The following is a 22,718-nucleotide window of genomic DNA, read 5'->3' as shown; positions in this document are numbered from 1 at the left end:
AGGCGGGCGGCACGGCGAGAGCCACCGGGACCGGCGGGAAGCCTGGCGCAGGCCTACGCAGCGGCTTGGCCGAGCGCAAGGGCCTGACGGACTGGCCCAAGGACGTCCCTGGCCTCGACGGCTCGGAGCGCTCAACGATCCCGCCCACGGTGGAGTCCACCGGGACGGCGGGGCTGGTGGTGCGCGGTTACCCCACGCTCGTGGCGGCGGGGCCGACGACGGCGGACCTGACGATCCTGCCTGACGCCCAGGCGCAGGAGCGAGCGCATGGCGAGGGCGTGACGGCCCTGGCGCTGGCGCGCACGCAGCTGCCGGTGGCGCGGGTGACCAGCAGGTGGCGCCCCAAGGAGATCCTTGTGCTGGCGGCATCCCCGTACTCCAGCACCGAGGCCCTGGTAGCCGATCTGCAGCTGGCGGCAGCACGTACGGTTGCGGCCCAGTGGGAGCGCAGCAGCGGGCGGCGCCTGGCCGAGGTCCGCGAGCGCGCCGTCTTTGAGGAGCTCGTCGCGCTCATGCGTCAGGACCTGGAGGACGAGGTCTACCGAGTGGCTCAGGTGGTGGCGCGCGCGCTGAGCGAGCGGCGTGCGGTGGACAAGGCCGTGGAGGCGCATACCTCCCTGGCGCTGCTGTCGACCTTGCAGCAGGTGCGCGAGCACGCTGCCACGCTCGTGTACCCGGGCTTCGTCTCGGCGACGCCTGCTGGCGAGCTGGTTCACCTGCCGCGGTTCCTCCAGGCGCTGGCGATCCGGGTGGACAAGGCTGAGTCCTCACCCTCGCAGGACGCGGCGCTGGCTTACCAGGTGACGCAGGCCGAGGAGATGCTGGCCCAGGCCCGGCAGCGGGCAGCCGGTCTGCCTGATGACGCTGAGCGGGAGGCCGTGCTGGTGCAGGCTCGCTGGCTGATTGAGGAGCTGAGGGTGAGCCTGTTCGCCCAGACGCTGGGAACCAGCCAGAAGGTCAGCTTGCAGCGAGTGAGCAAGCTGCTGGCCAAGGTCTGAGGTCCGCAGCCTGCCGGCCGAGGTCTGAGGCCGGCGTGGCTGGGAGGCGTTGTCCTCCCAGCCACGCCGGACTGGGCTAGGCCTGCTGCCGCGATGTCATGAACCCACTAGAGCACCGCCGACAGGAGTCGGAAGACGTTGTCGACGTAGCGGCGGTGCCAGGGCTCCTTGGCCCATTCCTCAGCCGTGAGTTCCGTGGAGACACCTCGGTAGAGGGCGTCGTTCTCACGCAGGAGGTCATCCAGGTCGCCGCCGAAGGCCAGCAGCATGACCTCGTAGTTCAACGTGAAGGACCGGAAGTCCATATTCGACGAACCGATGACCGCCACCTCACCATCGACCGTCATGTACTTGGCGTGCAGCACCGTCGGAGCCGGGTAACGGTAGATCCGCACCCCGGCGGCCAGCAAAGTGCCGTAGTAGGAGCGCTGGGCGTGGTTGACGATGAGGTGGTCAGACTCCAGCCCCACGAAGAGCTCCACGTCCACCCCACGGTAGGCCGCCGTGGTGATCGCGGAGAGCAGCGCCTCGTCCGGGATGAAGTAGGGACTCGTGATGGACACCCGCTTGGTGGCGTTCTGGATCAGGGAGATGAACATCCGGAGGTTCGGCTCGGTGGGGTAGCCCGGGCCGGAGGGGATGATCTGCATGGCATTGACCACCGCACCTGGGCGGCCTGGCTGGGGCGCGGGAGTACCGACGACGCAACCAGGCCCGGCCTGGAAGCCTTGGGCCGGGTCCAGAGCCGTTCCGGGAGCCACCCGGTCTCCGGGCTGCAGGTCCTCACCCGACTCGAAGAACCAATCCATGGTGAACACGGCCTGGGCCTCGGAGACGATGTCCCCCGTGACCTCCACGCTCAAGTCGTGCCAGTGGCGCCCGGCGCGGATATTCGAGCGCAGACGGTAGGTGGGATCGATGATGTTGTGAGATCCGATGAAGGCCCGCTCGCCGTCGACGATGAGCAGCTTGCGGTGGTTGCGCAGGTCCGGACGGCGGAAGCGCCGCTTGAGCGGCAGTAGCGGCATCATGAGCCGCCACTGGATCCCGGCAGCCTCCCAGCGCCGTCCCAACGAACGCCATCCCGGGTACTTGCGTGAGCCCAGGTGGTCAACGAGGAGCCGCACCTTGACCCCGCGCGCGGCCGCGCGCTCCAGGGCCGAGTAGAAGACGTCCGTGACCTCGTCCCAGCTCTGGATGTAGAACTCGACGTGGACATGGTGCTTGGCGCCGTCGACCACACGCGCCATCGCGGCGTAGGTCTCCCGCGCGTCGCAGTACAGGTCCACGACCTCACCGGTGACGCACGGAAGTCCCGTCAACCGGCGGTTCATGGCCAGGACGCTTGCCAGGTGCTGCGAAGGCTGTGCACCCTGCGGAAGCTCGGGCATAGCGCAGGTCAGACGCTCGACGGCGTTGGAGGCGTCCTCCTGCTGCTGGCGGCGGCGTCCGTGAATCCACGGGCTGCCGAGAAAGATGTAGAGCGGCAGGCCGACCACAGGAAGCAGGAAGATCAGCAGCAGCCACGCCGTCGACGAGGACGGGCGCCGGTTCTCCGGCACCGTCCCCAAGGCCGCGACCTTGATCGCGTACTCAATGACGACCCACACGGTCGCGAGCGTCGTCTGCCACTCCATGCCCCGATGATCTCACGACCCACCGACACGAATCCCGCCCCACCCAACCCCTCGCCCCCGCCCTGCTGCATCACCCTGCCTACCCCCGTCTGCTCCTGGCACCCGATCTTGATGTCGCCCCTGCCCGCTACGCTCTGGGCCGTGGAGATCCCTGACGTCCTCGCCCTGGCCTGCCGCCTCATGGAGGAGCACGGCGTCGGTGACTGGGCGCTTGGTCTGGACCGCGCCAGGCGCCGCGCCGGGCTCACCGACCACGGCCGCCGTCGAATCACCCTGTCCCGGGCCCTCATGGAGCTCTACAGCCCTGACGAGGTACGCGAGACCGTCCTGCACGAGATCGCACATGCCCGGGTTGGCGCCAGCCACGGCCATGACGACGTCTGGGCCGCCGAGGCGAGGCGAATCGGCGCCTCCGGGCGCAGGCTCGTACCGCGAGAGGCACCCTCCATCGCCGGACGCTGGGTGGGGACCTGCCCTGCCGGCCATACGGTCAGCCGTATGCGTCGCCCCGCCGTACCCATGGCCTGTGCCCGCTGCGGGCGCCGCTTCTCGCTTGCCAACCTGCTGACCTGGACCTACGACGGCAAACCGGTCACCCCCCAGCAGATCGGGCCGCGCTACGCCCGTGCCCTCACCCGCATCCGCAAGGCGTCTCATTAAGGCATGCTCTCGCCATCGAGACGGTTCCTCACTACCTCCCTGGCACACGCCATCTGACTAGGGCGTGCCTCCGCCGTCGAACACGCGCATGCGCCAAAGAAACGTGCCTCTCAGGCCCGCGCAGGCACGCCACAATCGCTCATGCGCGTTCGCGTCACCGCAAGCACGCCGCGGGGCACCCGCCGCACGCCGCCCCAGCCTCTCCGCGGCAGCACGAACCTCGGGCCGGGTCCGCACGAGGCGGTTCCTGGCCCGAGGTCAAGGGGACAGCGGTCTCAGACGGCGCGAGCCAGGTCCGCCGCGCCCACCAGGCCGGCGTCCTGACCGGAGGCCGAGATGAGCACCGGGATCTGGGGACGGCGCGTGCGAGCCGTCAGGTACTGGTCAAAGGCCTTGGTCACGGGCGTGAGCAGGATGTCGCCCGCCTCGGTCAGCCCACCGGTGAGCACGATGACCTCAGGGTCAAGCACTGCGGCGAGGTCAGCCAGTCCCTGTCCCAGCGCGTCGCCCAGGCGCTCGTAGCACTCCAGGGCAGCCGGATCGCCCTCGCGAGCGGCAGCTGTGACGGCCTTGCCGGAGATCTTGTTCTGGTCCCCACCGGACAGCTCGATGATGCGAGCGGCGTAGGCCGGGCGGAACTTCGCCAGCTCCCAGCCATTGACGCCCAAGGCCGTTCCGGAGGCGTAGCGCTCCAGGCAGCCGCGCAGCCCGCAGCCGCAAGGCCGGCCGTCAGGGACGATGCTGATGTGCCCGATCTCAGCGGCGAAGCCAGCGGCTCCACGTACGAGGTGGCCGTCAATGACGACGGCGCCGCCCACACCAGTTCCCAGCGTCACCACGAGTACGTTGGCCTTACCAGCCCCCGCGCCGAAGCGAGCCTCGGCCCAGCCGGCCGCGTTGGCGTCATTCTCGACGACGACGGGCAGGCCCACACCCTCGGAGACGACGTCACCGATCTTGACGCCCGTCCAGTCCAGATTGGTACCCGAGGCCATGGTGTTGCGGTCCGAGGAGACGAAGCCGGCCGCGCCGATGCCCACGGTCGTGGCCTCCGGGTGAGCAAGCTTGAGGTCGAGAGCAACCTCGATGATCGTGGCGAGGATGGCGTCACGGTCGTTGGCCGGAGAGTCCTTCTGCACGCGGGTGATGACGTTGCCATCCTCGTCCACGACTCCCGCGGCGATCTTCGTACCGCCGACGTCCACGCCGATGCTCAGTGACATGTTCGCTCCTTCGACAGGCCTAACTAGGCCACGGTTGTGCTGCCCGTGACGGCGAATCGGCGTCGGGGCTCCTTGGCTCCTATTGTCCGCCATAACTCCCTGTTTTGCCTATCTGAACCTCTTATTTCCGCACACTTAATGCAAAAGTTATCGTAACTCGCGCCGACATCAGTTCAACTCGTCGCGACCTTGAGCCGATCAGAACACAAGTCATGCTCAACTCTCTTTCGGAGCCCACCCCCTGCCCCTACCGGCACTGATATCAGCCATGCAGCACCGGAGCTGCTCTGACCGCACCTCATAGGAGGCACCATGTCGACTGCCCACATCCACCCCACTCACCACCTCGCCATCATTGGCTACGGCACCCAAGGCGTCTACCACACTCGAAATCTCCGTGCACTGCAAGACGTCGCGATCGAGGTCGTCGGCGTGTATGACACCGACCCACGCGCACACGAGGACGCCCGCGCCGACGGGCTCCACGTCTACAGCTCTCATCAGGACCTGCTGGCCGACCCCAGCATCGACGTCGTCTTCATCTGCACCCCTAACGACTCACACTACGACTACGCCGCCGCACTGCGCGCCGGAAAACACGTCTTGTGCGAGAAGCCGGCCACGATGAGTTCCCAGGAGATGCGGAGCATCAAGGCCATCGCCGAAGAAACCGGCCACATGTTCATGGTCCACCAGAATCGCCGATGGGACCCAGACTTCAATGTCATCAAGACCATCTATAACGACCAGCTCATCGACGAGCCGACCTACCTAGAGCAGCGCATCCACGGCTCACGTGGCATCCCCGGAGACTGGCACCAGAAGCCGGAGCACGGAGGCGGCATGGTCCTGGACTGGGGCGTCCACACCGTCGACCGACTGCTGACCATGGTGGGTTCGCCGGTGGCTGACGTCTACGGCGAGCTCTCCTTCGCTCTCGGACACGAGGTTGACGACGGCTTCCGTGCGCGCCTCACCTTCGCCAACGGCTTCAAGGCGATGGTGGACGTATCCACCACTTCCTTCCTGCCAGAAGCCAAGTTCTGGATGCAATCCGCCTCCGGCAGCGTCGTGATCGAGGACAGGGAGATGAACGGCCGGATCGTGCGTCGTACCGGAGCCGAGGAGGAAGACGCCACCCCCGTTCAGGCGGGCGTCGGCCTGACCAAGACGATGGCGCCACGTATTCTGGACTACGCCAAGATGGCCTCTACAACACCTCCAGTCGAGGTTCTTCCCCTGCCGCACATCGCCACCGATGTCATGGACTTCTATCGCAATGCTCGCGACATTATGGACGGAGCTGCAGAGCCAGTGATCACGAATGACTCAGTGATTCGCTGCCTGACAGTCCTTGAAGCCGTCATCGAGTCTGCCCGCACCCACGAGATCGTCCACCCAGAGAGATAAGGCCTCACCTCAGCGAAGGGGAGCCGGCAGTTAGCGACGTTCCACCTCCCCTCTTTCGCACACTCGATGCGAAAGGGGGGAGGGCTCCGCCCGCAATGACTTCGACGACATGCTGAGATAACGGTCATGCATGACGGCGTACCAGACAGTGTCAGTCCCAAGGCCGAGCTGGCACCCCGATGGCTTGAGGAGATCACTGACCCTAAGACAGCGAGCTGGGTCGCACAACACAATGAGTCAACCCGACAGCTGCTAGGCAGTCCCAGCCTGAACACCCTCGTCTCAGAGATCCGCGACCTCCTGGACAACCCAGACCGCATGCCGGTTGTCACCGATCATCACGGCATGCTGTACAACCTGTGGACTGATGCCGCTCACCCGCGTGGCCTGTGGCGGCGCACCACCTGGGAGTCATACGTACAGGGAGCACCAGGCCGCTCAGACCGCACTCCGCCAGCCACGCAGTGGGAGGAGCTCGCTGACCTCGATGCCCTCGCAGCCGAGAAAGGGGTCGATCTGTCCTGGGCAGGCGCCCAGGTTCTGTCCACGGGACCCCACGCTGGCAGACGCGCTCTGATTTCGCTAGCCGACGGCGGCTCAGACGCCAGCACGACTCAGGAGTATGACCTCGACAAACGCCGTTTCATTAGTCCGCGAGACGGCGGTTTCTGCCAGATGCTGTCCAAAGGCACCATGTCCTGGGCAGATGATGTAGGCGAGTCCGTCCTCATCAGCGACGACTTCACCGGAACCGGCATGTCGCGTGCTGGTCTACCTCGCCAAGCACGCCGCCTCAAACGCGGCCAGCATCTAAAAGACGCTGAGGTTCTGGTGACCGCAGCATCCGACGCCCTGGCAGCCTTTGCGGTTCGCGATCCCTGGGGACGAACATGGGTATCGACGGTTCCCTACTTCGGAGCCACATCGAAGCCGAGCCCGCCTCGGCCGTAGGCATCCTGAAGCGAATACAGGGACACGCCCTTCTTGATCGTCATGACCAGTCCCTTCGTTGGAACCCCCTCCGCTGCGGAGGGTGCGGCCGGCAAACGGACACACAGGATGATGCGTCCGCGATGGCCGCGTCCCGGGTCTCCCCGGCACGGGGAGACTATGAAGACTGCGAGGACAAGAGCCATGGCCAAATGCCCTTCTTGTGCACGATGAGGGCAGATGCTACGAACAGCTGATAAGACGAGGACTGCTCCCGATCGGCGTCACCAAATCCGATTCCAGGACCGGTGATTGACCTCTAGATCACGGGATTAGCGGCAGCGCCGTCGATACAGTGAGCACGTCAGGCATCCTCCACACGAAGGCCCCTCATGCCGAGTCCTCTGTCCGCGATTGACCGCGACGTCCTCACGGTAGCCAACCTGGTCCGCACCTCACGAGCCCTGACACGCCAAGAGCTTGCGAGCAGAACCGGCATGAGCCGCAACACCATCTCCACGCTGATCGCTTCTGCCATCGAAACTGGTCTGCTAGTACCTGATGGTTCTGCGCCGTCGACCGGAGGAAGGGCTCCTCAGACCTGGCGCTTCCATCACGAAGCCGGCCTCATCATGGTTGCCGGAGTCCACAGCTCAGCTCTCCACCTCGCCGTCACCGATCTGGCTGGTCATGCCCTCTGCCAACGTATGGTCGACTGGCCGATCATGCGAGGACCGGAGGAGACCCTGGACGAGGTCGCACGTCAGATGCGAGAAATGGCCGAGAACGTTCAGGCCTCCTCCTCGCGCCCATTGGAGGTCTGGGGAGCTGGAGTCTCGTTGCCAGGGCCCATCGACCAGTCAACAGGCCGTCCCACCGCCCCTCCCATCATGCCCGGCTGGGACCGCTTTGACGTACGCGGGCATCTAGACAATCGCCTCGGAGTCCCCGTCGCCGTCGACAATGACGTCAACACCATGCTCCTGGGCTATGCCACCACCCTGCCGGACCAGCGCCTGCGCTGCCCCCGAGACATCCTCTATCTCCAGATCGGGACCGGAATCGGGGCAGGCATCATGTCTGCCGGACATGTCCATCGAGGCGCGGACGGTGCCGCCGGGGACATCGGGCATGTGCGGGTCACAGACGCGGACTCCGTGGTCTGTCGTTGCGGGAGGACCGGATGCCTGGAGGCAGTGGCCGGTGGATGGTCTCTGCTGCGGGACGCCCGACGCGCCGCCGCCGAGGGACTGAGCCCCCATCTCGCTACGAGACTAGAGGACACGGGCACGCTCACTCTCGAGGACATCGTCAGCGGCGTGCTTGCGGGAGACACCGAGTGCCTGACCCTCATGGTCCGCTCTGCCACCGCCGTCGGCGATGCCTTGGCCATGCTGGTCAGCTTCTTTAACCCATCTCAGGTCATCCTGGCTGGAGCACTACCCCAGGGCTGCCCGATGTTCCTCGACGTCGCCCGCCGCATCGTCTCAGAACGTGCTCTCATCCTTGCAACGGCGGGGCTCCAGGTCACTGCAGCAGCCTCCGGACTAGAGGACGAACGACGTGGGGCAGCATTGCTGACGGTCAACGCCTTGTTCAATGCGGCCACACGCGATTGAGGTTGCTGTCGCCACACCCCAGGCCCACCGATATCGCTCGGAACGCTCACTCTTCTGCATGCTGCATGCAGAAGCACGTCTCCCGTTTCTGGTGGCTCCTCATCGGTCAGCACTAGCGTCGCAGACATCATCGGCAATGCCGGCACAGGTTCGCTTGCCGACAGCCCCGTCTGCGAAGGAGCAGTGCTATGCCCAGGAACATCAACCTCTTCACCGGCCAATGGGTCGACCTGCCTTTTGAACAGGTATGTGCACTTGCTCAGCAATGGGGCTTCGACGGTCTGGAAGTGCCTGTCGCAGGTGATCACCTTGACGTCTACCGCGCCGACCAGGATGAGGAGTACTGCCGCTGGTGGAAGGACACCCTGGCGCGTCACAACCTCAGTTGCTACGCCATCTCCAACCACTCCACCGGTCAGGCGGTGTGCGATGATCCCATCGACTTCCGTCACCACGGCCTGCTCTCGGATCGCGTGTGGGGCGCTGGCGAATCGGATGCTGAGGGCGTACGTCAGCGAGCAGCTGAGGAGCTCAAGCTCACCGCTCGCGTGGCCGCCAAGCTTGGCGCCAAGACCGTCACTGGATTCACGGGCTCCAAGATCTGGAAGTACGTCGCCATGTACCCGCCGGTCTCAGCAGATGTCATCGCCGACGGATATGAGGACTTTGCCCGCCGCTTCAACCCGATTCTCGACGCTTTCGACGATGCCGGAGTGACCTTCGCCCTAGAGGTCCACCCCAGCGAGATTGCCTACGACTACTGGACCACCAAGGCAACTCTGGAGGCAGTGGATCATCGCGAGGCATTCGGCATCAACTGGGACCCCTCCCACATGATCTGGCAGGGTATTGACCCCGCGGTCTTCCTCACCGACTTCGCCGACCGGATCTACCACGTCCACTGCAAGGACACCAAGACTCACTTCGACGGCCGCAACGGTCGCCTGTCCTCCCACCTGCCTTGGGACGACCCCCGACGTGGATGGACCTTCGTATCAGCGGGTCTGGGAGACGCAGATCTCGACGGTTACTTCCGTGCGCTTAACCAGATCGGCTACACCGGCCCCATCTCCATCGAGTGGGAAGACTCGGGCATGGATCGTCTTCACGGCGCGCCCCTCGCCCTGAAATACGCCCGAGAGCATGTTTACGACCTGCCGGAATCCGCATTCGACTCCCACTTCAGCAACCGCTGAGCTCCTTCTCTCCTCTGCGGCGGACCGACAGCGCCTGCCAAGGCACCGCCGGTCCGCCGCACCGGCTTTCTCCGCTCCTCGCGATCGCCTCAGGCGCCTTGCCAGCCACATAGGTAAGGATGACCTTATGAGCACCCCTGCCGCGCCGAGCCCGCCCACCGCCGCCTCACCATCCTCCGCCTCACCGTCCGCAGCCTCATCGCCCGCTGCCAGCCCCACCTTCGACTGCCAGTCCGTGGCCCGCGTGCCCACCTCCAGGCCCGCCCGTTACGGCAAGCAGCTGGCCAGCCACATGGGCCGCAAAACCACAGCCAGCTGGGATGAGGCCACGAGCACCGGCGAGCTGCAGTTCAACCGGGAAGGGCCCGTCACCGGCGTCGTCACGCTCAGCTGCCAGGCGCAGACGCTGGTGATGGACCTGCGTTCCACCGCCGAGCACCTCCCCCGCCTGGAGCAGGTCGCCGGCATCCACCTCGCCCGCTTCGGCTGCAAGGACCAGCTCGTCGTGAGCTGGGTGCGCGCTGACGGTCAGCCGGGCACCACCCAGGGCCCGCTCACCGCAGCCGAGATGGCGCAAATGCGCCGCCCCCGTCCTGACTCGGCCTCCGAGCCGACCGCCCGCCAGGAGTAGCCGCCGGAGCCGCCAGGGTCGCCGGTTGCCGCCGGCGGCCGGTCTCAATCCAGGTCCGTGATGCGCCCGGCCGGGTCCCCCACCCGCAGCATGAGCAGCAGCCCGGCGCCTAGCACGACGACGATCCCCAGGATCCCCCAGTAGCTCGCCTCTCCGCCGACGACGCTCTTGCCGACCCAGATGAACAGCCCGTACATCGCCGGAGCGAGGAAGGACACCGCGCGGCCCGTCGTGGCGTAGAGCCCGAAGACCTCGCCTTCACGCCCAGCCGGAGCAACCCGGGCCAGGAAGGAGCGCGCCGCGGACTGCGCCGGCCCCACACAGGCTGACAGCGCCATCCCAAGCACCCAGAAGACTGCCGCGCCGCCGTTGTGCAGGAAGAACACCAGCATCCCGGCCACCAAGAGAATACCGAGGGACCCGAGGATCACCTTGCGCGGCCCCACGAGGTCATCCAGCCTGCCAGACAGGATCGTGGCGATGCCCGCCACCACGTTGGCGGCGATGGCGAAGATAATGACGCTTGAGCTGGTGAAGCCGAAGGTGTTCTGGGCGATGATCCCGCCGTAGGTGAATACGCCAGCCAGCCCATCGCGGAAGACGGCCGCAGCCAGAAGGAACCACAGGACCTCCGGGTGGCTGCGGTACAGGGACACCAGCGTGCGCCACAGCCTCTTGTAGGAGACCCACAGGGACTCCCGCCGGCTGGCCACGGCACGGCTCGCCAGCGCCGTCGGCTCCGACTCCATCCCCGCCTGGCCTCGCTCGCTGCCGCGCGTGGCGTCCTCGCTGGCCGCCTGCCGACGCCGCCGTGCACCCCGCCCGGACTGGGTCAGGATCACCGGCACCGCGCTGAGCCCGAACCAGGCGGCTGCCACGAGCATGGCCACGCGCACGTTGAGCCCGTTCTCGCTGGTCACCCCGAACCAGCCCACCTCGGGGTTGATGAAGCCAACGAAGAGGATGAGCAGCAGGACGATCCCGCCGAGGTAGCCCATCCCCCACCCGAGCCCGGAGACCGCGCCGACCTTTTCCTTGGGAGCCAGCTGGGAAAGCATCCCGTTGTAGTTGACCGAGGCCAGCTCGAAGAAGACGTTGCCCACGCCCAGCAGCGTGATGCCCAGCCACAGGTAGCCGGGCTCCGGCAGAACGAAGAACATGCCCGCACTGATGGCCACGACAACCGCCGTGTAGGCCCCCAGCCAGAAGACGGTCCGCCCCGCCCGGTCCGAGCGCTGCCCGGTCACCGGAGCCAGCAGCGCGATGCACGCACCCGCGATGGTCAGCCCCAGGGAGAGGGAGGACTCCGTGACGTCCTTGTCCCCGAAGGAGGAGCTGGTGAGGTAGACGGTGAAAACGAAGGTGGTGATGACGGCGTTGAAGGCAGCCGATCCCCAGTCCCACAGGCCCCAGGCAACCACGGGCCAGGTCAGCCAGCGCCGTGAGCCGTCCGCCTGCCCTCCTCCCCCCGCATAGGGCTGAGGCTCAGCCTCAGGAAGGGAACCGGCGCTGGGGACGTCGTCCTCGCTGCTGTCAGCCGTTGTGCGGCTCAAGGGGGTCATGCGGTGAGCCTACGGCCTCACAGGTGGACAGGGGGTGACGTTCGGGTAACGGGCAGCCTCAGCCCACGAGCACCTCCGCCAGCGCCAGGTCCAGGGGCGTGGTCACCTTGAGGGACATGGGGTCCCCGGGGACGACGACGACGCTGCCGCCAGCCGCTTCCACCAGACCGGCGTCGTCGGAGGCCGCCAGCGCCTCGTCACCGGCGCGGTCCGCACCCAGGCGGTGGGCCGACAGCAGGGTCTCCGTCGCGAAGCCCTGCGGCGTCTGGACCGCCCGCAGGCGCGTACGGTCCGGCGTCGCCACCACCTGCTCCACGCCGTCGTCAGCGCACCTCTGCGTGGCAGCACGGTCCTCGCCCGCCTGCGCCGGGGCGGGAGACACCCCCTCGGCGGCCCGGACTTCTTTGACGGTGTCGGTGACCGGCAGCGCCGGGACGACGGCGCCATGGCCGGCCCGCACAGCCGCCACCACCCGCTGGATGACCGCTGGCGGCGTCAGCGCCCGGGCGGCGTCGTGCACGAGGACGACCTGCGCCTGAGGGCAGGCCTTGAGCACCGCAGTCAGTCCGAGGGCCACGCTCGCCTGCCGCGAGCGGGGCGAGCCGGCCACGACCTGCACCGTCACGGCACCGGCCTGCCCCAGAGCGTCCAGCTCCGCAGCAAAGACCGGCACCTGGTCGGCCGGAGCCGTGACGACGAGGTGGTCAATGACGCCGGAGTCCAGCAGGCCGCGGGCAGCACGGCGCAGCAGGCTCACTCCCGCCAGCGGCACCAGAGCCTTGGGACACTGCGCCCCCAGGCGCGTGCCCGAGCCCGCTGCCGTGAGGATCGCGACCACGGCACCGCCGGCGCGAGCAGCGTCGCAAGAGTGGGAAGCGGTTCCAACCATGCCCGGCACGCTACCCCACTGGCTCCATCAACAAGACGCACGTCGGCCGGGCAACCCAGACACATGCGGGTTGCCCGGCCGACGAACAGGTTGTCCGTTTGCCTGTGTGAGATCAGGCGGCGGTGCCGGAGGCGAGAACCTCGTCCAGCTTGGACTCGGCGGCCTCCTCCTCGGTCTTCTCCGCCAGGGCCAGCTCGGAGACGAGGATCTGGCGAGCCTTGGAGAGCATGCGCTTCTCACCGGCAGACAGGCCGCGGTCCGTGTCCCGACGGGACAGGTCACGCACGACCTCGGCGACCTTGATGACGTCACCCGAGGCGATCTTCTCCTGATTGGCCTTGAAACGGCGGGACCAGTTGGTCGGCTCCTCCGTCAGGGGCGCGCGCAGGACGTCGAAGACCTTCTCCAGGCCGGCGGCGTCGACGACGTCACGCACTCCGATGTAGTCCACGCTCTCAGCCGGAACGAGAATCGTCAGGTCACCCTGAGCGACCTCCAGCTGCAGGTAGGTCTTCTCCTCGCCGCGCACCTTGCGCTGGCGGATGTCAATGATCCGAGCCGCGCCGTGGTGCGGGTAGACGACGGTCTCGCCGACTTCAAAGGTCATAGGTGACGTCACTCCAGTCCGATTTGCGGGTGCCCAGTTTATCAGGAATACCGCGGAATCACCGGGGATTCTCCTCACAGCGAGAGGCCTTGTGCGCCCCCGACACCCCTCTTGCGCACCGGCCAGCGGTCCAGTGCATGGCCCACCGGCCGCACACCGCCTGTTGCCCGCTCAGCCTTCACTCACCAGCTTGTAGCCCAGGCCGCGCACGGTGACCAGGAGCGTCGGATCGCTCGGCTCGCGCTCGATCTTGGCGCGGATCCGCTTGACGTGAACGTCCAGGGTCTTGGTGTCCCCGACATAGCCCGCGCCCCAGACCCGATCAATGATCTGACCGCGCGTGAGCACCCGGTCCGCATTGCGCAGGAAGAGCTCCAGCAGCTCAAACTCACGCAGCGGCATCGCGATGGGCTCACCGTCCACCCGCACCTCGTGCCGCTCGACGTCCATCGAGACCCGCCCGGCCTCCAGGACCGGCTCGGCCGGCTCCTCCTCGCGCGTGCGGCGCAGCACGGCGTGCACCCGCGCCACCAGCTCGCGGTAGGAGTAGGGCTTGGTGACGTAGTCGTCCGCGCCGATCTCCAGGCCGACGATCTTGTCCACCTCGGAGTCCTTGGCGGTGAGCATGATGACCGGCACGTTCGAGGAGCGTCGGATACGCCGGCACACCTCGGTGCCACTGAGCCGGGGCAGCATGAGGTCCAGCAGGACCAGATCGATCGGCTCCCCACCGCCTGGGCGCCCGGCCTCCTCAAAGAGCTCGACGGCCACCGCGCCGTCCTCGGCCTCGACGACGTCGTAGCCGTCGCGGCGCAGGTTGAAGGCCAACGGCTCGCGGTAGTTCTCCTCGTCCTCAACGAGCAGGATCCGGGTCATGAGTGCGTGCGTCCCTTCTCAGGCAGGAGTGCGAAAGTCGTAGCTGGGCCCTGCCCCTCCTCCTGCTCGGAGCGAGCAGCGGTGAGGAGGTCCGCGATGGTGGCGGCGCCGTCGTCCACACGGAGCCGGGGCAGGACCAGGGTGAAGGTGGAGCCGCGACCGGGGGTGGACCACAGCTCCACCGTGCCCCCGTGGTCAGCAGCCACGTGCTTGACGATCGACAGCCCCAGTCCCGTGCCGCCAGTCACGCGAGAGCGCGCCTTGTCCACGCGGAAGAAGCGCTCGAAGACCCGTTCCTGGTCCTCCTTGGAGATGCCGATGCCCTGGTCGACGACGGCGATGCGTACCAGGTCCGAGTCCGAGGGATCGACGCTCACGCCCACACTCACTCGGGTGCGAGGATCGGAGTAGCGGATGGCGTTGTCCAGGAGGTTGCGCACGGCGGTGGCGATGAGCGCCGCGTCCCCACGCACCATGAGGCCCTTGGTACCACCAGACACCAACGTGATCTCGCGGGCCTCGGCTGCCACCCGCACCCGGTCCACGGACTCGGCGACCACGGTGTCCAGGTCGACGTCCTCGGGGCTGGCCAGCGCGTCACCTTCCTGAAGCCGGGAGAGCTCGATGATCTCCTGGACCAGCACGCCCAGGCGGCGTGACTCCTTGCTCATGCGGCCGGCGAAGTTGCGGACCACCTCGGCGTCATCGGCATTGTCCTCGATGGTCTCGGCCAGCAGGGCGATGGCACCCACGGGGGTCTTGAGCTCGTGGGAGATGTTGACGACGAAGTCTCGGCGCATGTCCTCCACGCGCTTGACCGCGGTGCGATCGTCAATGAGCACGAGGACCCGTCCGCGGCCGATCCCCGCCACGCGCACGTGCAGGAAGAACTGCCCAGAGCCGGCCACGCGGCCGCGGGCCACGGCAAGGTCCGCATCCTCGGCCACGCCGGTGGCGCGCACCCGGGCCACCATCTGGGCCACGCGCGGCTCGCTGACCGCGTCCTGGCCCACGACGTTGTAGGTGTAGGCCGCGGCAGAGGCTCGCAGGATCTCGTCGTCAGAATCCAGCACGACCACGGCGGACCTCAGCGCCGCCAGCACGGGGACGATCGGGTCCTCGGCGGTCAGCTCCGGCGTCGGCGCCTGCAAGCGACGCCGGTCCCGCTCGGACAGGCCGAACGCCACTCCCGCCGCGGTGCCGACGGCGACACCCACGAGGGCGACGACAATCAGCAGCCAGGTGGTACCCACGCCTCACAGACTAGGGGGCGAGGGTGAGCGCGCGCGAGTTCGTGGGCGGCATCATGGCCGGTGTTCACCAAGCATGTGCGCAGGCGTCGCCGGCTGTTCACCTTGGGGGCACATGCTGGGCGCGTCGTGCGGCCGCGGCCTGCCCCGACTACGGTGGTGCTCGGCGGCAGCACCCTCGCCCCGCGCGCCTTCGCGCGCTCTCAGCCCGGCGCTCCGGGCGCGACACAGAATCAAGGAGCCGCCTCGTGCGCGTCATCTTCAACCAGGAGCTCCAGCAGCTGGGCTCCGACCTCCAGTCCATGGCTCAGCAGGTGGCCACCGCCATCGAGCGGGCAGCAGAGTCCCTGCGCCACGGGGACATCATCATCGCCGAGCAGGTCATCGACGCCGATGAGCGCATCAACGACCTCCAGCGCGACATCGACGACATGTGCGTCATGCTGCTAGCCCGTCAGCAGCCGGTGGCCGGGGACCTGCGCAACGTCATCTCGGCCCTGCGTATGGCCCAGACCCTGGAGCGCCAGGGGGACCTCGCCCGCCACATCGCCGCGATCGCCCGCGGGCGCTACCCCGAGCCGCCGGTGCCTGAGCCCGTCCTCGGCCTCATCCTACAGATGGCCGACCACGCGGTGAAGGCCGGGCAGGACGTGGTCCGACTCATCGAGACCCAGGACCTGAGCCTGGCTGCCCAGATCCAGACCAATGACAGCGAGCTGGACGCCCTGCACCGCCGTTCCTTCCAGATGATCCTGGACCCGGCCAACGAGCTCAGCCGCCAGCAGGTGGTCGACGCCGTCCTCATGGGCCGCTTCCTGGAGCGCTTCGGCGACCACTCCACCTCGGTGGCCCGCCGCGTGGCCTACCTGGTCTCCGGCCAGCCGGTACCCGAGACGCACGACGCCGAGGACGCTGACGCCCTGCACTGACGTCGGCGTCCCAGCCTCCCCACTCGGGCGAGGTCAGCCCGGCGCGGACCGACCGCCGTCGTCCCCAGCGCGAGTGTGCAGGTGTGGGCGTGAGCGTGCATGTTGAGACTGCACGCTCACGCCCACACCTGCACACTCACCACTTACACAGAGCGAGGGCTCGACCAGCCGGTCTCCGGTTGGTCGAGCCCTCGCTCAGGTTCTTCGGAACCCTGGCTCACTTGCCCTGGTTGGCGACGGCGGCAATCTTGGCCTCCGCCTCGGGGTCCAGGTAGCGCCCGCCCTTCTTGATGGGCTTGAGGGTCTCCTCGTCCAGCTCGTAAACGAGCGGGATGCCGGTGGGGATGTTGACGCCGGCGATGTCCTCATCGGAGATCTCGTCCAGGTGCTTGACGATCGCACGCAGCGAGTTGCCGTGCGCCGCGATCATGACCGTCTTGCCGGTCTTGATCTCCGGGACGATCGTGCCCTCCCAGTAGGGGAGCAGACGCTCAAGCACGTCCTTGAGGCACTCGGTGGCCGGGATCGGCTCACCGGCGTAACGCGGGTCAGAGTCCTGGGAGAACTCGGAGCCAGCCTCGATGGCCGGCGGCGGCACGTCGTAGGAGCGGCGCCACTGCATGAACTGCTCCTCCCCGTACTCGTCGCGGATCTCCTTCTTGTTCTTGCCCTGGAGCGCACCGTAGTGACGCTCGTTGAGGCGCCAGTTGCGCTCAACCGGGATCCAGTGGCGGTCAGCGGCGTCCAGCGCCAGGTTGGCCGTCATGATGGCGCGGCGAAGCATCGAGGTGAAGAGCTTCTCGGGGAGGACACCAGCCTCCTTGAGGAGCTCACCACCGTGGGTCGCCTCGGCGCGGCCCTTCTCCGACAGCGGGACGTCAACCCACCCGGTGAAGAGGTTCTTTGCGTTCCATTCGCTCTCGCCGTGGCGGAGCAGCACAAGGGTGTATGCCATACCCCTATCCTGCCAGTCCTTGGCTCCCAAGAGCCAGGCCCTGGGTCCGGTGCGCGTGTGCGCCACCAGCCCCAGGGCCTGGGAGGAGTGCGGCCTCAGGCGGGAGAGCCAAGGCCACCCGAGCCGTCATTAGCGACGGCGAGGAGTCAGGCGTTGGCCTGCTCGTAGGCCTCGCGAACCTCAGCGGAGATGCGGCCACGAGCCGAGACCTCGATCCCGTTCTCACGAGCCCACTCACGAATCTTCTGGGTCTCGCCGCCGGCCGCGGAGGATGCGCGACGGCGACCGGCGCCACGCCGCCCACCCGTGCGGCGGGCCTTGCTGATCCACTCCGCCAGCGACTCGCGCAGGGCGGCAGCGTGCTCGTCATTAAGGTCGATCTCGTAGGTGACCCCGTCAATCCCGAAAGTGACGGTCTGAGTGGCGGGACCGTTGTCAATGTCATCCACGAGAATGACCTGAGTCTTTTGCGCCATGATGAATCCTTTGCTTGTGCGGCTCGCGCATGATCGCGCAAACCATCGCCCGATCACTGCAAATGTTAATGGCATTCGCATACGAATAGCAAGGTCAATAATGTGCCGTCATTCATCCTGGACGGCGAGATCGATAATCCGCCTTTTCTGGAGACGACGCCGCGGACCGGCAACAAAGCAAGGCCCTGCAATTGCACGAGATAGGGAGGAGTCATTTCCGGCCAAGGCAGCATCCGCAGCTAGCCCACTACGACGTCGGCCGCTTCTGACTTGGCAAGGGGTGGAGAGAAATCTTGGGCAGCGGTCACATGCTCCGCCCCCTGCTCTGGTTGGCCATGCAGTCGGCCATTGCTAGTCCACCTAGGGGGACACAGAACAATCCAGAGGGTTGGACTTTTTTGGCGTGATCACGCCGTTTCGTGGAGCCACCTGTGGGAATCGAACCCACGACCTATTCATTACGAGTGAATCGCTCTGCCGACTGAGCTAAGGTGGCACACTGCGAAAGCAGCGCAGCACACGCTACCGGCGCGAGCCACTGAGTGCAAACCACGAGTCACCGTCGACCACGTGGTTCTGACCACAGGACCTGACCTACGCGGCTGCCTGACGCCTGCGATCCGCATTACCCTCTCGCATGGTCCGCTGCCGAGCCCGACGGCGGAGTACCCACCCGGCCCAGGAGGAACGCATGTCCACTCCCCCACCTGCTTCCGCCTCGCGTCACGCCCAGGACAAGGGCGACGCCGGCTACAACAAGGCCCTGAAGAACCGCCACCTCCAGATGATCGCCATCGGCGGCTCCATCGGCACCGGACTGTTCCTCGGCGCTGGAGGCCGCCTGGCCCAGGGCGGGCCTGGCCTCGCGCTGGCCTACGCGGTGTGCGGCGTCTTCGCCTTCCTCATGGTGCGCGCCCTCGGCGAGCTGGCGATCCGGCGTCCTTCTTCCGGCGCCTTCGTCTCCTACGCGCGTGAGTTCCTGGGAGAGAAGGGCGCCTACGTCACCGGCTGGTTCTTCTTCCTGGACTGGTCCGTGACGGTCATGGCTGATATCACCGCCGTCGCCCTCTACCTGCACTACTGGAGCTCCTTCCAGTGGATCCCACAGTGGGTGCTGGCCCTCATCGCCCTGGCTCTGGTCTTCGTGCTCAATATGCTCAACGTCAAGATGTTCGGCGAGGCCGAGTTCTGGTTCGCCCTCATCAAGGTGGCGGCCATCGTGGCCTTCATGCTCGTGGCAATCTGGGCGATCGTCACCGGCGCGCCAGTGGACGGCACGCCCGCAGGCCTGCACAACATCGCTGACAACGGCGGCTTCTTCCCCGAGGGCCTGCCCGCCGTCGTCGCCCTGACGCTCGGCGTCATCTTCGCCTTCGGCGGCACCGAGATGGTCGGCGTGGCGGCCGGTGAGGCCAAGGACGCGGCCAGGATCCTGCCCAAGGCCATCAACTCGATGATCCTGCGGATCTTCGTCTTCTACGTCGGCTCGGTGGCCCTCATGGCGATCGTCCTGCCCTACACGGCCTACTCCGCCAACGAGTCTCCCTTCGTCACCTTCTTCTCCGGCATCGGCATCCCCCACGCCGGCGACATCATCCAGGTCGTTGTCCTCACCGCCGCCCTGTCCTCGCTCAACGCCGGGCTCTACGCCACCGGCCGCACCCTGCGTTCCATGGCCGTGGCCGGCGAGGCCCCGAAGATGGCGGCGCACCTGAACAAGCACAAGGTCCCCTCCGGCGGCATCATCATCACCTCCGCGCTCGGCCTGCTCGGCGTCCTGCTCAACGCCTTCCTACCCGGCGACGCCTTCGAGATCGTCATGAACCTCGCCGGCATCGGCATCGCCGGCACCTGGGCCGCCATCCTCGTCACCCACCTGGCCTTCCTGCGCCAGGTCAAGGCGGGCGCCGCCACCCGCCCCGACTACAAGATGCCTGGCGCCCCCTACACCAACTACCTGGCGCTGCTCTTCTTCGGGATCGTCGTCCTGTCCAACCTCACCTCCTCCTCCGGGCGCTGGACCCTGGCACTCTTCGCCGTCGTCATCGTCATGATGGTGGCCGGCTGGTACGCCGTGCGCGGCCGGATCCGCGGCGACCTGCTTGACGAGGTGCTGGCTGAGGACGTCGAGGCTGGCGAGGAGGCCTGAGGCCGTGCGCATCCACGTCACCTACACCGGCGGCACCATCGGAATGATTGACTCGCCCCACGGGCTCGTGCCCGGGGCGGATCTGGAGGGATGGCTCGGCACGCTGCTGGGCGAGAGCGCCTCCGGCCAGGACCTGGGGCGCAAGGACGTCACGCTCACCGCCCTCAGCCCCCTCATCGACTCCTCCAACGCTACCCCGGAGTCCTGGCAGCTCATCATCGATGACCTGCGCACCACCGCGGCAGGCCCCACCCCGCCGGACGCCTTCATCGTCCTGCACGGCACCGACACGATGGCCTACACCTCGGCGGCGCTGTCCTACGCCCTGACCGACCTGTCCCAGCCGGTCGTCATCACCGGCTCGCAGCTGCCCCTGGGAGTCGTGGGCTCAGACGCCGCTCCGAACGTCACTGGCGCCCTGCGGGCGGCCGTGAGCGGGAGGGCGGATGGCATCACGCTCTTCTTCGGGCACCGCCTCCTGGCGGGCAACCGCGCCACGAAGACCAGTTCGTGGGCCTTCCGTGGATTCGACTCCCCCTCGGTCGCGCCCCTGGCGTTGACCGGCGCACCGTGGCAGTGGTCTGAGCCCGCGGCGGGCGGGCGTGGCTGGGACGGCCCCGCTCGGCCCTACGCCCGGCACGACGTCGCTGTCATCGACCTCGTTCCCGGCGTCACCGCCGCGCGGCTTGAGGCCATGGTGACGCCACAGCCGGAGGCCGTCATCCTGCGCGCCTTCGGCGTGGGCAACGTCCCCTCCGACGAACCGGGTCTGACCAACGTCGTCGCCGACCTCATCGAGGCAGGCGTGGCCGTCGTCGTGACCTCCCAGTGTCACCAGGCGGAGGTGCTGCTGGGGCACTACGAGACCGGGGACGCCATCGCACGGGCGGGTGCGGTGGGCAGCCGTGACATGACGCTTGAGGCTGTCTACGCCAAGGTGCAGTTCCTACTCTCCCAGGGCCTGCGCGGCGCGGAGCTGGCAGCCTGGGTCGGACGGTCCATCGCCGGGGAGCTGACCGAGTCGCGAGGCTGATTTTTTGGCCGACCGACCGCCTGTGCCTCGACCGACTATGGGATTCGCGTGAATCTGGTGGTCGGTCGAGGCACAGGTGGTCCGTCGCACAATTGACGGTCGGTCGCGCAATTGGTGGTCGGTCGGGCGCCCGGAGTTACTCCCGCCCGCTGCACACCAGCCCGTCCTGCGGCATGGTGCCCGCCAGGAGGTAGGCGTCCACCGCCGCCGTCACGCAGCTGCCGGCGCGACCGTACGCGGTGTGGCCGTTGCCCTCCCACGACACCAGAACCGCTGAGTCGAGCTGCTCAGCCAGGGCCTGACTCCACTGGTAGGGCGTCGCCGGGTCGCCGGTCGTCCCGACTACGAGGATCGGCGCCGCCCCCGAGGCGTGGATCTCGGCGCGCTCACGCGTGGAGGCATGCCCCCAGGTCTGGCAGTACAGGTCCGAATAGGCCAGGTCCGCCCCAAAGGTCGGCGAGGCCTGCTTGAGCTGCTCGGCCTCGGCCTGCCAGCTGGCCGGGTCCCCCGCGACCGGGTAGTCCAGGCAGTTGATGGCCGAGATGACCTCGTCACCGTTGCCGGAGTACGTCCCGTCGGTGTTACGTGAGGCCAGGAGATCCGCGATATAGAGCATCGTCGAGCCATCGTTCTGGAGCATGGCCTGGTTCAGGGCCTCAGCGAGCACCGACCACGACTCGTCCTGGTAGAGCACGCCGATGATCGCGTCCTCGGCCAAGGAATAGGTCAGCGGCCGGTCCGGGTCCGAGGTGGGCACCGGCGAGGTCGCCGCCCGCTGCAGGAAGTCGCGCACCTGCTTGACGCCGTTGTCCACCCCGCCGTTGAGCGGGCAGCCGTTGCCAGCCTGGCAGTCCTCAACGAAGGAACGCAGCGCGTTCTCAAAGCCCTGAGCCTGCCCCAGTGACATCTCACCCGCGCTCAACGTCGGATCGATCGCCCCGTCCAGAACCATGCGCCCGACGTTGGAGGGGAAGAGCTCGGCGTAGGTCGCCCCCAGGTAGGTGCCGTAGGAGTAGCCGAGGTAGGTCAGGACCTCCTCACCCGCCAGCGCCCGCAGGACGTCCAGGTCGCGCGCCGCCGAGACAGTGTCGATATGGTCGAGCAGGCCAGGGGTCTGGGTGCGCTGCTCGCAGGCGGCCTCATAGTCGGCCGTGTGCTGCACCAGCTGAGCCTGGGCCTGCTCAGCGCTGAGATCAGCGGCCGGCGTCTGCCCCTGTCCGGAGCGGTCCGCATCGAGCTCGGCATCGGTCAGGCAGTCCACGGCAGTGGACGCCCCCACGCCTCGTGGGTCGAATCCAATGACGTCGTAGGCCGCGATGAGGTCGTCAGAGAAGTGTCCGTCCACCGAGTCCACCAGGGTCAGCCCGCTGCCGCCGGGACCGCCCGGGTTGACGAAGAGCGCACCCACGGCCTCCTTGGTGGCCGGACGCTTCTTCAGCGCGATCTGGATCGTCTGCCCGGCAGGGTCGGAGTAGTCCAGGGGAACCTCGGCCACGGCGCACAGGAAGGTCCCGTCCTCGGTCTGCTCGACGTCGTCGCCGTCATCGCAGGGGTACCACTGCAGCTGCTGGTCATAGAACTGCTCCAGCCCCGCGGGGACCGCGGCCGGTGACCCGCTGGCTGCCACGGCCTTGGGGGCCGAGGACGGCGTGACGCCACCACAGGCCGCCAGGACGCAAGCCACCAGC

General features: G+C 67.3%; 20 protein-coding genes and 1 tRNA gene. 10 read left to right on the top strand and 11 right to left on the bottom strand.

Features of this window, described 5'->3' with window-relative positions:
• On the top strand, positions 1–998 hold a 998-nt coding region (locus tag HMPREF0058_RS11635), incomplete at its 5' end, for a DUF3418 domain-containing protein (RefSeq protein ID WP_006548029.1).
• A gap of 107 nt (positions 999–1,105) precedes the next feature.
• Here HMPREF0058_RS11635 and HMPREF0058_RS02165 read toward each other — a convergent pair.
• A complete protein-coding gene (locus HMPREF0058_RS02165) occupies positions 1,106–2,635 on the bottom strand; it encodes a phospholipase D-like domain-containing protein (protein WP_006548028.1) in 1,530 nt (509 codons plus the stop codon).
• A 141-nt stretch (positions 2,636–2,776) separates the two neighbouring features.
• Between HMPREF0058_RS02165 and HMPREF0058_RS02160 the strand changes: the two genes are divergently transcribed.
• Positions 2,777–3,295, top strand: coding sequence for a SprT-like domain-containing protein (locus tag HMPREF0058_RS02160; RefSeq protein ID WP_034236035.1), 519 nt, complete (start codon positions 2,777–2,779; stop codon positions 3,293–3,295).
• Between the two features lie 275 nt (positions 3,296–3,570).
• Here HMPREF0058_RS02160 and HMPREF0058_RS02155 read toward each other — a convergent pair whose 3' ends face one another.
• Positions 3,571–4,518 carry an ROK family glucokinase gene (locus tag HMPREF0058_RS02155; protein WP_006548026.1) on the bottom strand — a complete coding sequence of 316 codons (948 nt, stop codon included), beginning with the start codon at positions 4,516–4,518 and terminating at the stop codon, positions 3,571–3,573.
• Positions 4,519–4,830: 312 nt separating this feature from the next.
• Here HMPREF0058_RS02155 and HMPREF0058_RS02150 point away from each other — a divergent pair, with 312 nt between their 5' ends.
• From HMPREF0058_RS02150 to HMPREF0058_RS02135, 5 genes are all read left to right on the top strand, one after another.
• A complete protein-coding gene (locus tag HMPREF0058_RS02150) occupies positions 4,831–5,928 on the top strand; it encodes a Gfo/Idh/MocA family oxidoreductase (protein ID WP_006548025.1) in 1,098 nt (365 codons plus the stop codon).
• Positions 5,929–6,054: 126 nt separating this feature from the next.
• Positions 6,055–6,879 (top strand): prolyl oligopeptidase family protein, encoded by an 825-nt coding sequence (locus tag HMPREF0058_RS13455; RefSeq protein ID WP_006548024.1) that lies wholly within the window; start codon positions 6,055–6,057, stop codon positions 6,877–6,879.
• 371 nt (positions 6,880–7,250) lie between these two features.
• Entirely contained in the window at positions 7,251–8,477 is a 1,227-nt protein-coding gene (locus HMPREF0058_RS02145) for an ROK family protein (protein ID WP_006548022.1), read from the top strand.
• Positions 8,478–8,665: 188 nt separating this feature from the next.
• On the top strand, positions 8,666–9,673 hold the full coding sequence (locus HMPREF0058_RS02140) for a sugar phosphate isomerase/epimerase family protein (protein WP_006548021.1): 1,008 nt from the start codon (positions 8,666–8,668) through the stop codon (positions 9,671–9,673).
• A gap of 127 nt (positions 9,674–9,800) precedes the next feature.
• Positions 9,801–10,304 (top strand): DUF2218 domain-containing protein, encoded by a 504-nt coding sequence (locus HMPREF0058_RS02135; protein ID WP_006548020.1) that lies wholly within the window; start codon positions 9,801–9,803, stop codon positions 10,302–10,304.
• Positions 10,305–10,348: 44 nt separating this feature from the next.
• Here HMPREF0058_RS02135 and HMPREF0058_RS02130 read toward each other — a convergent pair whose 3' ends face one another.
• The 5 genes from HMPREF0058_RS02130 to HMPREF0058_RS02110 all read right to left on the bottom strand — a co-directional run bounded on the left by HMPREF0058_RS02130 (position 10,349) and on the right by HMPREF0058_RS02110 (position 15,491).
• Positions 10,349–11,866, bottom strand: coding sequence for an MFS transporter (locus HMPREF0058_RS02130; RefSeq protein ID WP_006548019.1), 1,518 nt, complete (start codon positions 11,864–11,866; stop codon positions 10,349–10,351).
• Between the two features lie 58 nt (positions 11,867–11,924).
• Positions 11,925–12,755, bottom strand: coding sequence for an IspD/TarI family cytidylyltransferase (locus HMPREF0058_RS02125; RefSeq protein WP_048681553.1), 831 nt, complete (start codon positions 12,753–12,755; stop codon positions 11,925–11,927).
• Between the two features lie 112 nt (positions 12,756–12,867).
• Entirely contained in the window at positions 12,868–13,362 is a 495-nt protein-coding gene (locus HMPREF0058_RS02120; protein ID WP_006548017.1) for a CarD family transcriptional regulator, read from the bottom strand.
• A gap of 171 nt (positions 13,363–13,533) precedes the next feature.
• Positions 13,534–14,238: a response regulator gene (locus tag HMPREF0058_RS02115; protein WP_006548016.1), complete on the bottom strand. Its 705-nt coding sequence runs from the start codon at positions 14,236–14,238 to the stop codon at positions 13,534–13,536.
• Positions 14,235–15,491, bottom strand: a complete 1,257-nt coding sequence (locus HMPREF0058_RS02110) for a sensor histidine kinase (protein WP_006548015.1) — start codon at positions 15,489–15,491, stop codon at positions 14,235–14,237. Before HMPREF0058_RS02110 ends, HMPREF0058_RS02115 begins: the two co-directional genes overlap by 4 nt.
• 245 nt (positions 15,492–15,736) lie before the next feature.
• Between HMPREF0058_RS02110 and phoU the strand changes: the two genes are divergently transcribed.
• Positions 15,737–16,417 (top strand): phosphate signaling complex protein PhoU, encoded by a 681-nt coding sequence (phoU, locus tag HMPREF0058_RS02105; RefSeq protein WP_006548014.1) that lies wholly within the window; start codon positions 15,737–15,739, stop codon positions 16,415–16,417.
• A 217-nt stretch (positions 16,418–16,634) separates the two neighbouring features.
• Here the strand turns inward: phoU and HMPREF0058_RS02100 are convergent, their stop codons facing one another.
• The 3 genes from HMPREF0058_RS02100 to HMPREF0058_RS02090 form a co-directional block, all read right to left on the bottom strand.
• Complete coding sequence (locus HMPREF0058_RS02100) at positions 16,635–17,372, bottom strand: phosphoglyceromutase (RefSeq protein ID WP_006548013.1); 738 nt, start codon at positions 17,370–17,372, stop codon at positions 16,635–16,637.
• A gap of 146 nt (positions 17,373–17,518) precedes the next feature.
• The gene (locus tag HMPREF0058_RS02095; protein WP_006548012.1) at positions 17,519–17,848 is read right to left on the bottom strand and encodes a histone-like nucleoid-structuring protein Lsr2; all 330 of its coding nucleotides are present in this window, start codon (positions 17,846–17,848) and stop codon (positions 17,519–17,521) included.
• A gap of 420 nt (positions 17,849–18,268) precedes the next feature.
• Positions 18,269–18,344, bottom strand: a tRNA-Thr gene (locus HMPREF0058_RS02090).
• A gap of 195 nt (positions 18,345–18,539) precedes the next feature.
• Here HMPREF0058_RS02090 and HMPREF0058_RS02085 point away from each other — a divergent pair.
• Both HMPREF0058_RS02085 and HMPREF0058_RS02080 read left to right on the top strand, forming a co-directional pair.
• The gene (locus HMPREF0058_RS02085) at positions 18,540–19,997 is read left to right on the top strand and encodes an amino acid permease (RefSeq protein ID WP_006548011.1); all 1,458 of its coding nucleotides are present in this window, start codon (positions 18,540–18,542) and stop codon (positions 19,995–19,997) included.
• A gap of 4 nt (positions 19,998–20,001) precedes the next feature.
• On the top strand, positions 20,002–21,030 hold the full coding sequence (locus HMPREF0058_RS02080) for an asparaginase (RefSeq protein WP_040319481.1): 1,029 nt from the start codon (positions 20,002–20,004) through the stop codon (positions 21,028–21,030).
• A 136-nt stretch (positions 21,031–21,166) separates the two neighbouring features.
• Here the strand turns inward: HMPREF0058_RS02080 and HMPREF0058_RS02075 are convergent, their stop codons facing one another.
• Complete coding sequence (locus HMPREF0058_RS02075) at positions 21,167–22,717, bottom strand: alpha/beta hydrolase (RefSeq protein ID WP_345908470.1); 1,551 nt, start codon at positions 22,715–22,717, stop codon at positions 21,167–21,169.
• Position 22,718: the final 1 nt, after the last annotated feature.

This window comes from Actinomyces urogenitalis DSM 15434 (genome assembly GCF_000159035.1).
GTDB lineage: Bacteria > Actinomycetota > Actinomycetes > Actinomycetales > Actinomycetaceae > Actinomyces > Actinomyces urogenitalis.
The sequence above is the reverse complement of the archived record's forward strand: the minus strand, read 5'-3'. Positions and strand labels throughout refer to the sequence as shown.